The organism is Nostoc sp. NOS(2021), assembly GCF_017115025.1.
Taxonomy (GTDB): Bacteria; Cyanobacteriota; Cyanobacteriia; order Cyanobacteriales; family Nostocaceae; genus Nostoc.
On the sequence record NZ_JABXKM010000200.1, the window covers coordinates 1 to 12,018 of the forward strand.

Sequence of the window (12,018 nt, forward strand, 5' to 3'; positions counted from 1 at the left end):
ATTCTAAAACTGGTTACCTTGAGGGGTCTTACCCTCAATTCGCCAGCAGTATCCTCTAAGAAGTCGGGGATCTAACTTTTCACGAATGATTTAGGATTGCTATATTCATGCCACACATCCACCTTTTCTGCTTGTTTGGGTGCAGTTTTCATACCTGGAGAATGCACAAATGCGTAGGCGTAGCCCGCCTTCGGCATCGCCCCATTGCAGAAAACTGCATAATTAACGAATCTTCCCTTGTTTATCATCCAAAGGTGCAGTTTTATTAGATACTGAAAAAATCTATATAAAAGCGCACCAGATGACGACAAAATACGGATTACACAAGTGTTTGCAGTTTGGATTGGCAGGGTTGCTGGGCTGGTTAAGTATCAGTATTTTGACTGGTAAAACCCAAGCGCAGCAAAGTAATATCGTACCCGACAACACACTTGGCGCTGAGTCCTCTCAAGTTATAGGCAACTTTCAGGGACAACCGATTGAAGTAATTTCTGGTGGTGCAACTCGCCAAATCAATCTTTTTCACAGCTTTCGAGAATTTAATGTCAGCGAAGGACGTGGCGCTTATTTTCTCAGTCCTAATGCCAATATTCAGAATATTTTGGCACGGGTGACAGGTAATAACCCTTCTGAGATTTTGGGGAGACTTGGTACATTTGGTAATTCTAGCCCGAATTTATTCTTGATAAATCCCAATGGGATTGTGTTTGGGAAAAATGCTAGTTTAAATGTGCAGGGTTCATTTGTGGGGACGACTGCAAACGGGATTCAGTTTGGTAATCAAGGTGTTTTTAGTGCCACAAATCCCCAAGCAGTGCCATTGTTGACTATTAATCCTTCGGTATTGCTGTTTAATCAAATCGAAGCAAATGGGGGAATTATCAATCAATCCCAAGCAGCCGCAGGGATGAATCCCATTGGTGATAATGTTACGGGTTTGCGAGTTGCTGATGGTAAAAGTTTACTACTTGTTGGTGGAAATATCAATATAGATGGTGGGAGTATTCGCGCTTATGGGGGGAATGTTGAGTTAGCAGGTTTGGCTGCACCGGGAAATGTGGGATTGAATATTGCGGGTGATAATCTGGGTTTAGTTATACCTGAGAATGTGGAACGCGCCGATGTTTCGTTGAGTAATGGTGCAGAAGTTAATGTTCGCGGTGCGGGTGGCGGGAATATCACAATTCAAGCTCGAAATGTAAATTTAGCAGGGCAAAGTAAACTAAGGGCGGGAATAGATACAGGTTTAGGTACTCCAAATAGTCAAGGTGGAGATATTACTATTAATGCCACAGCAGACACAACATTAATAGATAAAAGCTTCATTGCTAACGTAGTGCAAGAAAAAGCATTTGGTCAAGCTGGCGATATTAATATTGCAACTGGGACATTGACGTTAAGCAATGCTGGATACATCAATGCTAATCTCTACGGACAAGGCAATGCCGGAAATGTAAATATCAATGCTCAAGGTGATATCAGTTTTCGTAACTCAAGACCAGACGAAAGTCCAGGAATTACTTCTCAGGTAGTTAAGGGTGCAATAGGTAATGGTGGAAACGTTACTATTAATAGCAAATCCTTGGAAATAAACGATGGTTCAGAAATTCAAGGTAGCACTTATGGAAAAGGTAATTCTGGTAATATCATCATTAATGCTCGTAATAATATTTCGTTAGATGGTAATAACGGTAATATTTTTAGTCGTATTATTAATTCTGTGCAATCCACTGCTGAAGGTAACGCAGGTAATATTGAAATCACGACAGGTACGCTAAAAGCTACTAATGGAGCCTTTATTAGTAGCAGCACCAATGGCAAAGGAAACGCTGGGAATATTAGCATTAATGCCCTTGATAATATAGCCTTCGATACTAATAGTGATGTTAGTAGTAATGTGTTTACAGAGGGGGTAGGTAACGGAGGAAATATTTACCTTAAAACAGGTTCACTCTCGTTAACTAACGGTGGTCAAGTATCAACAAGTGTGTCAGGACAAGGGAATGCCGGAAATATTACCGTCGAAGCCGCTGATAATGTCAAGCTAGATGGTGTTTTCATCGACGCGGGTAAGTTTGACCTTAATAACTTGGATTATGATGTGTACAGTGGTTTGGAAAGCAATTTAAACATTGGAGGTGTCGGGAAAGGAGGAAACATTCAAGTTACAACAGGATCACTTTCTGTTACTAATGGTGCCGAAATATCTAGCACTACTGCTGGAGTCGGAAATGCCGGAAATATAACTATTAACGCCCGCGATAATGTGACATTTTCAGGTTTTGGAGGCAGAATCAAATTTGGCAGTACAGTATCAAGTTTCGGTAGTAATAACGCGATAGGTAATGGTGGTGATATTCGCATCAGTGCAAGTAATTTACTACTGAAAGATGGCGGACAACTAAATGCTAGCAACGGCGGACAAGGAAATGGAGGTAATATCTTTCTTGATGTTGGCAATACTATTACTGTTGATGGGATTGGCGGTAATGGTTTGCCTAGTATTGCAAATACGCTAGCATACAATGGTAACGCCGGAAATATTCAAATTGAAACAGGATCGCTGTTTTTAACAAATGGCGGTACGATATCTTCTACACATAGCCAAGGAAAAGGTAATGGTGGAAATATTATTATCAATGCTCTTGATACTGTCAGAATTGATGGTGTCGTCAAAGGTGTAACTGTTGGTAATGGTCAAATTATTGATGTAAAAAGTGGTTTATCTAGTTCGTTGTTGAGTGGTGAAGGTAAAGGAGGTGACATCAAAATTACAACAGGGTCACTTTCCGTCAGCAATGGTGCATCCATTTCTGGAGACACAGATGGACAGGGAAATGCAGGTAATATAACCATCAACGCAGGCGATACAGTTTCCGTCACCAACGGAAACATTTCTGGAAACACGCTTGGACAGGGAAACGGAGGCGATATCACCATCAACGCAGGCGATACAGTAACTTTTGATGGTGGGGAAAATGGTTTATTGACTGCCGTAAGCACTGCTGCGCTAAAGAATGGCACGGGTAACGCTGGGAATATCCGCATTAATTCTAGAGGATTATTTGTCAAAAATGGTGCTGTGATTTCCACTTTTAGTGATGGTCAAGGTAATGGTGGAAATATCTTTATCGATACACGCGATGCCGTTACCTTTGACGGAACCAATGGTAAAGGACTGTCAAGTGGGGCATATACCTTTGCTAGTGGAAGCGGGAATGGTGGAGATATCCAGGTTAAAACAGGAACGCTGACGTTAACAAATGGCGGTGTAATTAGCACCACTGCAAACCGGAATGCTGGAAATATAAACATTGATACCCGCGATGCTGTTATTATCGATGGTATTAGTGGCGCTTTTAGTTATTTGTCTGCTGGAGGTGTTGGCAAAGGTGGGGATATCCAAATAACAACCAACTCCTTAACACTAAGCAACGGCGGACAACTTGTTGCTAGCAGTTACGGTAAAGGTAATGCAGGTGACATTATAGTGAATGCTGGCGATGCGATTGGCGTTGATGGTGTCGGTAGTAATGGAAGATCAAGCGGTGTTTTTACTACTTTAGAAGGTGAAGCTGAAGGTAAGGGAGGTAATATTAACCTGAGAACAGATTCTTTATTTTTAAATCGTGGGGGAATCAGTTCAAGCAGCTTTGGACAAGGAAAAGCCGGAGATATTAATATTAATTCTGCTTCCACAACAATTGATAACAAAGGATTTATTGCAGCAATAACTAACTCTGGTGATGGTGGAAATATCTATTTAACTGGCAATGATCTTTTACTATTGCGTCACGGTAGCGGAATTTCGACCACGGCAGGTACAGCGCAATCAGGTGGCAATGGTGGTAACATCAATATCGCTTCCAAATTTATCATCGCCATCCCCGAAGAAAACAGCGACATTAGCGCCAACGCCTTCACCGGAATAGGTGGAAAGGTCAACATTAACTCGCAAGGTATCTTCGGTATCGAAGCACGTCCAAAACCAACTGAAAAAAGTGATATTACTGCAAGTTCGGAAAAAGGCGTTTCAGGTGTGATTACTATCAAGACACCCGATACCAGTTCCATCCAAAACAGCTTCACCGAATTATCCCCAGTCATTGATACTAATGCACTTATTGCCAATAGTTGCATTTCACGCGGCACAAAGCGACAAGAAAACTCTTTTACCATTACAGGTTCTGGTGCTTTGACCACTAATCGTCCTGATAATGTTTTGGTTTCTACCTACACAACTGGTGAGGTTAGAGGTGTGGAAACTGCATCCCGTCCCTGGAAGAAAGGCGATCCGATTATCGAACCGCAAGGTTTATATCGGCTGAGTAATGGGCAGTTGCTATTGAGTCGAGAATGTTCTAATTAATGTTATGAATTTAGATGCCAGACAATTTTAGATCCCCCTAAATCCCCCTTAAAAAGGGGGACTTGAAGAAACTCTTAGCCCCACTTTTTAAGGGGGGTTGGGGGGATATAAGACTTTGAAAACACACCCTAGCCTTAGCTAGTAGGTAAAACTACGCTTTGACGCACAGTACGCTTGCGATCGCTTTTACGAATACCTCCAGCCATCTGATACTCGTGGCTATTATTACCAAACTTATAAGCAATACCAACCAAAATTTTCTCAGAATAGTTTGCCAAATCTTCTTCATTTTCGACGATCTGGGTTAATAAGACATCGATAGTAGAGAGGGTGGTATTGTATGCTTCCAGAGATTGTCGGAGGCTTTCGATTTTTCCAGTATAATCTTTGACTGTCAAACTCTCTCCTACATCTAGAGTTGGACTGATAGATTTAATGCTTGCTAGACGGATCTCAGCTTTGCCAAGAATACGTGAGTTGCGTTTTTGCCTTGCCATAATTAATACTCATTTTCTAAATCTCTTCTAACTCTATAGTGGACAATTGTTTAAGAGGTTGTCATACGTAAAATTGTTGATTTTTTTAAAAAACTAAAATTTAAGTAATTGAACACGAGTCTGGTTCTGATAAGTTCAAGGCAAAAGCCGCTACAAACTGCGTAAAACACGGAAGCGTAAAGATAGAAGTTGCTACAGGGAAGGCAGAAGTCGCTACAGGGAAGGCAGAAGTCGCTACAGGGAAGGCAGAAGTTGCTACAGGGAAGGCAGAAGTTGCTACAGGGAAGGCAGAACAGAGAAATTTCTCGTAATATTAATAATTCTCTTTCAGTTATTACCCAACCTACGTTAACTATAAATCTTTGACCGGACGTAAATCAAAACGGCTGATATAGCACTGAAAAATTAAAGCCATTATCTTGCAGTGAACTACCGCGATCGCTTGTTCCGATCAATGGTACACCGTAGTCTGCACGCAATACTAAACCGTTAAAAGGTTGCCAGTGCAAGCCCAACCCTAAGCTAGCGAGGGTTTGCGGGTCAGCATTAATACCGCGATTGTTCCAAGCTGTACCGATGTCAAAAAATGGTATTAGCTGTAATGTTTCCACATTTGATACTAGAGGAATCCGAACTTCCACACCGCCAACTACCCCATTGTCAGCAACAAGTTGATTTTGACCATAACCGCGCACTGTATCAACTCCCCCAATGCTAATTTTTTCCAGAGAAAGCAAGGAATCACCACTGAGTTGAGTGTTAACTTTGGCTAGCATCAAGATGCGGGGAGATAGCCGTTGTACCCATTGAAATTGTCCCACCCAGCTAAAAAAACGCCCATCAGTACCACTATCGTTGACGGTTGCATCAATTGCATCAATCCCAAAACTAAATTGCGATCGCGCTGCTAGGACGCTGGTAGCATTACGTTGTAACCAATCTTGGGAAAAGCGAATTACTGTAACTTTTGATTTCCCATCTTCGGGGCCTTCAGTAAAGGAGAAGGGAATATCATTGAGTATGAAGGTTTGACTGCGCCGTAAATCGAATGCTAACGAGAGAGCAAATTCGCTGTTTGGCGTGTGGATTAGCGGTTGACGGACGTTAAAAGAAAGGGTTTCGGCTTCGCTGCGGATATGCAAGTCACGAAATTCGCTTTGAATAATGCGGCTACCGCTATTGCTGTAGCGGACACCAATAGTTCCATCTAGAGCGTTAAACGGAACAGAATAACTGATATTATAAACGTCTAAACCTTCAGTCCTGCCATATTCGGCACTGAATTTATCTCCAAACCCTAATAAATTATCGTGAGCAACAAAAACACTCCCTTGTTCTGAACCAACGCTAGCTGATTGGTTATTTGCAAAGATAACCCCAGCGTGAAATGCTGGCGCTTCGGTAATTGTCACCTGTAAAATATTGTTACCTGGGGTGCTACCTGCGGTTAACTCAGCATTGACTCGTTTAATAACAGGGTCAAGTTGTAATAATTGCAGCGCTTGTTCAAGGCTTTTTTGGTTTAAAGGCTTACCTGCAAGCCGTTCAATGCGGGAACGCACGTATACAGGTTGCAATCTTTTTAACCCTAAAATTGAAATTCCTTCGAGTTCGCCTTCCACAACTTGGATTTGCACGACACCGCTAGCAACATTTTGATTATTGGAAATAAATGCACCACTGGTGATATAGCCATTTTTAACATAGAGTTCAGTGATTTGCGATCGCAGTTGCAATAACTGCTCAAATGTGATTTTTTTATTTTCTAAGGGCTGTTTTAACTTGATGATTTCATTTTCTAAAACAGTGTATCCTTTGACTTGAATTTCTTTGACAAAGAAACTTTCACCACTAGGAAAGGTTGTTTCGGGTAAATTTTCCTGTGGGGGTGATGGAAGTATGGGAATTGGTGTCAGTGGTGTGGGAGGAAGGGTTGGCGATGGTGATGGTTGGGGTAAAGTTTCTTCGACTTTCCCTGGTATATTGGGGGGAATTGTCACTCCAGGTGGGGGTGTCGATTGTGCAAATACTGCAAGTGGAGTGATGCTGATGCAGGTAAGTAATATGAAAAAAAGTTTTTGAAACCGAAGGTAGGAACCCATTGTTTATCTACGATTTGTAAGGGTCATCATTTGTCATTGATAAGGGTTTGAGATATATTTACGCTTCGTAATATAGTTCTATTTATTCCCACCAACTGACTTAGGGATCGCATTAAGAATTAGAGATTTAACAAGTATTATTACTTAATTAAAATACCATAATAGTTTGCTTGATGATTGCAACTTTATGCAATCATCAAGATCCGAATCGGCTATACTAATATTTAGAACTTACGCATTGAGAAATAAGACAATAAATGCAGTAAAGAAAGAATGCCAGATAGCGCAAGCGCTGACTTCTCAGTTCGCTAATCACCAGGGAACTTGAAAGACAGATAATTTACGCTATGTTTATTTAGGATTGGGACACTATTCTTTCCACATCTACAGCCGAGCATTGTCGTAAATTGTCGCAAGTATACGCTGTTACTGAACCATCAGGCTCAACAGAAAACAAAAAACTATCAGCAGCATAAGTAGGATGTCTTCTGGAAGTCCCAGCATAGACAGGGTTATATCCCAATAAAACTAATCCTTGAGGAGAAGACTTGAGGCTAATTTCCTGGTCTACAACCTGCTTTTTATTTATCCCAGGATCAAAATATCTAGTTCTCATCATTCCTGAATATCCCTCCATCACAAGCACGCTTTGATAAACGACTCCATCAACGCTATATCTGAGCTTCCAACTTCCATAAATTGGAGAATTTGCTTCTAAGAGTTGCGCGAGCGCATAGGATGAAGATTGAGAAACATCTGGTGTTTGTACTAAGGCATTTCTAGCATCTACTGACTTGATACCAAACAATCCAATCCCAGCCACTAAAATTGCAATCGAAGTGGTTTGTTTAAAATTAGGTAATGCCAAAGATGTTGCTAAAAATGTGTTACAAACTAGTTTAAAAAACATAATCAACCTCTAATCTGAGTTAAAAAAAAATAACGATAATTTCCTCAGCAACGGTTGATAAATTGATGATTTTTGTTGTTTTTCGATTCATTAACCGTTTCTTTAATACTCAGATTAAGGGAGATAAGAAAGTAATGCATTCACCATTTATGTATATATAGTTGCATAAATGGTATGGTGCGATCGCATGATTGTGTGTCCCATTTTGCAGAAAACTGTATATAAGATTTTTCCAATATGTGCAATATTGCTGTTTAACAACTTCGACTCCAGATTAATTGCCCATTGGGTAATCGATACAATCCTTGTGGTTCAATTTAATTGGGTCGCCTTTTAAGGGACTGACAACAAATAAATTATCCAATCTTGTGGGGTGGGCGACACAAGGGCCCGTAGCCAAAGGCGGACAAGATACCATAGGTGTCAAGTTAAGCTCAAACTTACTATGTCAATAAGCATTTATGCTGAAAAATTCGGTTTTAAAGGGACAAAAAACGAACTTTTTCAGGGACTATTAATGCTTTGTTTATTAGCATCACTCCCAGCTTGTGTATAAAAGGCAGAAAAAAGTTCACCTTTATACTTCGTTTCTCACAAAACCTATCGTTGACAAATGGGTTTTAACCTTAAGTTGACACTAATGACAAGATACCCACCCCACAAGAAATAGTTGAGTATTTTTTTATTTGAAAGTCCCAAGGACGCGATGTTGATTCCACACTACGCGCATCACCCGTTGTATAGGCGGAAATTAATACATCCCCTGGACTATTGCATAAAGCACCAGAACCTTTAACAGTAAAAGAGTTTTTTTGTCGAGAGAAATAGCATAAAACTGCACACTTTGCAAAAGCTCAGTTTTTAATGCGTATTTCTGATAAGTTAAAAATAAAAAATAACTTATTAAAGCCGAATATCATAAAAAACCAGGCGTTGCTGAATTAAAATATGAAATTCCAAAAAAAATATCTCAAACTATTACTCTCTAAGCTTTTGCAACCACCGTTCGCGCTTCTCTACGAGACTATCCGCGAACGCGTCTCCCCTTGGGAGAAGTTTCGAGCGGTGGATTCTGTCGCTCGAATTACTCTCTGTGCAAGGCTAATTCATCTCTTCACCCAGCAATACCAAAAACTAAATCGCCATCGATTTATTAAAGTATTATTTTTAGCAACACTCGGAATCTGTTTATTGTTTGGACAAGTCGTATCTGCACAAACTCAAAATCCTAGTGTACTAGTTGAACAAGGAATTAAAGACTATGATGCCGGAAATTTTGCCAATGCGGAAAAACACTGGCAAGAGGCATTAAATCAGTATAAAAACAATCCGTCAGATGCGGCGGTTGTCAATGAAAATTTGGGGCGTGTCTACCAACAACTAGGAGAAAATAAAGCAGCAATTGCATCGCTGTCGGCGGCAATTCGTGACTATGCGGCGGTGGCAAATATCCAGCAAGTGGGACGAATGCAATCAGAACTCGCCCAAGTTTACAGCAATTTGGGACAACCTCGCAAAGCGATCGCACTTTTATGTGGTCAACTGGTAGATAAGTCGAAAATCTCAGAAAATCAAGGGAGTCAGGAAAGAGAATGCACGCCCGAAAGTGCCGAACAAATCGCCACCAAACACAACGACAAACGCGGTAAGATTGCGGCTTTGGGAATTCTCGGTGAGGCATATCGGTTAATTGGAAATTATGACCAAGCAATTAAATATTTACACGCGGCGCAACAAGTCTCTCCAGAATATGACTTTTTGGTGTTAAATAGTTTGGGTAATGCTTATAGAAGTCGCGCTCAATTGCATGAGTTAGAAGCCAATTCTGCAAACCAAGCTGGTATTTTCAGTAAAGAAAAGGAATTTAACAACAAGTCTGCGGCAGATTACAACCAAGCCCGCGAATATTTTCAGAATAGTATCAAACTTGCCCACAACCAAAAACAACCTTTAGCAGAGATGCGGGGATTATTAAATTTAATTCAGTTGGGTTCCCAGACAAATGAGACGAAAGTTATCGGCGATGAAACCTTTAATAATGCCCATGAGGATGCTTTGAAGCTTCTCGAAGATTTACCCGATTCAGCGACAAAAGTGTATGCAGCAATTGATTTAGCATACTTGCAGCGCCATTCTCAAGGAATTTCGCCCTTTACTTACTGTCAAACTCAGATACTTTCATCGGATAACGAAGCATTAAATTTGCTGCAAAGCTCAGTATTAACTAGTAATAACTTACAAGACAATCGCCTACAATCTTATGCTAATGGTGCTTTAGGACATTTTTGGGAATGCCGCAGAGATACTAAAAAAGCATTAAAATATACCCAAACGGCAATCATTGCCGCAGACAAAAATTTGAGTGCAAAAGATAGCTTGTATTTGTGGGAGTGGCAAGCTGGACGGATTTTAGATAAAGAAAATCATAAAGAAGAAGCGATCGCATCCTATCAAAGAGCATTTGAAACCTTGGAAGATATCCGCCAGGATATTTTGACCGCAGAACGTGATGTGCAGTTTGACTTCCGCGATGTCGTTCAACCATTGTACCGCACATTGGCGCGATCGCGGCTTGATCTGTTGGAAGTTGGGGCAATTGCAAACAAACAACGTGCTAAGGAATTATCGCAAGTAGTCGAAACTATTGATGCGTTGAAACTCGCAGAATTACAGAATTATTTTGGTAATGATTGCATTTTGAGTGGGTTGAATCCCAAACAGGTGGGCGAACTCCTGGAAGATAATAGTGCAGCGTTTAAGAATACTGGGTTTTTGAGTTCGATAATTTTAGATGGCAAAACCGGGATATTATTGCAATTACCCAATCAGACAACCAAATTTAAGTGGATTGAAGACCCCAATCAAGAAGGTACAAGTAAGATAGTTAGCAGCGACAGGCTACAGAAAAAAATTGCCGAGTTTCGTACTGGATTAATTAGAGGAGAAGAAGAAGTTAACTACGATACAACAACTGCGGCACAGCTTTATGATTGGATAATTCGCCCCTTTGCTGAAAATATTAAACCTGAGACAGTCAAAACCCTTGTGTTTATTCAGGATGGGTTTTTGCGTAGTGTACCAATGGCAGCACTTTACGATCGCCAACAACAGAAATACTTAGTCGAAACCTACGCAGTTGCCACAACCCCTAGTTTACGACTTACTACACCCAAAGTACGCGATCGCAGTACGCAAAAGGCGTTAATTTTGGGTTTGACACAACAAGCCACAATCGACGGAAAGTCTTTTGATGCGCTTTTTTCAGTTCCCGAAGAAGTCAGTGCAGTTGAAAGTCTATTTCCCAATCATACCGACCTCATCGATGATAACTTTGTCCCCGAAACTTTTAAACAAAAACTTGAGAAAACAACATACCCCATTGTCCATATAGCTAGTCACGCTCAATTTGGCATCATTCCCGAAGACACCTTCATTGTCACAGGCAAAAACCAAAAACTTACCATCAGTCAATTAGAAAACTCACTGCGAAACCTCAACAGCAAATTAGATAGCGTCGAACTTCTCGTACTTACTGCGTGTGAAACCGCAGTTGGCGACGACCGATCTACACTAGGATTAGCTGGAGTTGCATTACAAGTTGGCGTTAAAAGTGCGATCGCATCTTTGTGGAGTGTCACAGATGCATCGACAGCCGAACTAGTCAAAACATTTTACACCAACTACCGCAACGCTGGCATGAGTATTGCGGAAGCACTGCAAAAAGCCCAAATTAGGATGATTAATGCTAAGAAATTACCGCCATCTGAAGGTATAAATATCAAGTATGATAACCCAGTATATTGGGCACCAATGATTGCGATCGGTAATTGGCTTTGAAACCCACAGATCCCCCTAACTTTTCATGGTATCTGGAAAATCTCTATAAAGTTACTAGTGGTAACAACTCCTCGATTTGCTGACGTAATTCAGATAAACGTTGTGGTATACGTTGAGAAGAGGGTAAGGTCATACGCGCACGTGAAAAGCTATAACCCAATTCAGCTAAAATATCTTCTGTTTCATAAGGTAACTCGAAGTACAGATCGAGCATCGGCATTACTTATATTCACATCCGAGGATAAGTTACTCATATCATGTCCGCCAAATTACCCATAATATAAAGAACCCCACCCCCAACCC

General features: G+C 40.8%; 7 protein-coding genes. 2 read left to right on the plus strand and 5 right to left on the minus strand.

Translation table 11 applies throughout. From position 1 onward, the window contains the following. Positions 1 to 71: 71 nt before the first annotated feature. Positions 72 to 197 (minus strand): hypothetical protein, encoded by a 126-nt coding sequence (locus tag HWQ41_RS22120; protein WP_292767561.1) that lies wholly within the window; start codon positions 195 to 197, stop codon positions 72 to 74. A gap of 104 nt (positions 198 to 301) precedes the next feature. Here HWQ41_RS22120 and HWQ41_RS22125 point away from each other — a divergent pair, with 104 nt between their 5' ends. Next, complete coding sequence (locus HWQ41_RS22125) at positions 302 to 4,369, plus strand: S-layer family protein (protein WP_292767564.1); 4,068 nt, start codon at positions 302 to 304, stop codon at positions 4,367 to 4,369. A 134-nt stretch (positions 4,370 to 4,503) separates the two neighbouring features. On the opposite strand, the gene HWQ41_RS22130 is transcribed toward HWQ41_RS22125, so the two are convergent. From HWQ41_RS22130 to HWQ41_RS22140, 3 genes are all read right to left on the minus strand, one after another. Further along, entirely contained in the window at positions 4,504 to 4,866 is a 363-nt protein-coding gene (locus tag HWQ41_RS22130; protein WP_292767566.1) for a hypothetical protein, read from the minus strand. Between the two features lie 377 nt (positions 4,867 to 5,243). After that, entirely contained in the window at positions 5,244 to 6,968 is a 1,725-nt protein-coding gene (locus tag HWQ41_RS22135; RefSeq protein ID WP_292767569.1) for a ShlB/FhaC/HecB family hemolysin secretion/activation protein, read from the minus strand. 355 nt (positions 6,969 to 7,323) lie between these two features. Next, positions 7,324 to 7,878 (minus strand): hypothetical protein, encoded by a 555-nt coding sequence (locus tag HWQ41_RS22140; protein WP_292767572.1) that lies wholly within the window; start codon positions 7,876 to 7,878, stop codon positions 7,324 to 7,326. A gap of 948 nt (positions 7,879 to 8,826) precedes the next feature. On the opposite strand from HWQ41_RS22140, the gene HWQ41_RS22145 reads away from it, so the two are divergent. After that, positions 8,827 to 11,715, plus strand: coding sequence for a CHAT domain-containing protein (locus tag HWQ41_RS22145; RefSeq protein ID WP_292767575.1), 2,889 nt, complete (start codon positions 8,827 to 8,829; stop codon positions 11,713 to 11,715). Positions 11,716 to 11,758: 43 nt separating this feature from the next. Here HWQ41_RS22145 and HWQ41_RS22150 read toward each other — a convergent pair whose 3' ends face one another. Further along, positions 11,759 to 11,929: a hypothetical protein gene (locus HWQ41_RS22150; RefSeq protein WP_292767578.1), complete on the minus strand. Its 171-nt coding sequence runs from the start codon at positions 11,927 to 11,929 to the stop codon at positions 11,759 to 11,761. Positions 11,930 to 12,018: the final 89 nt, after the last annotated feature.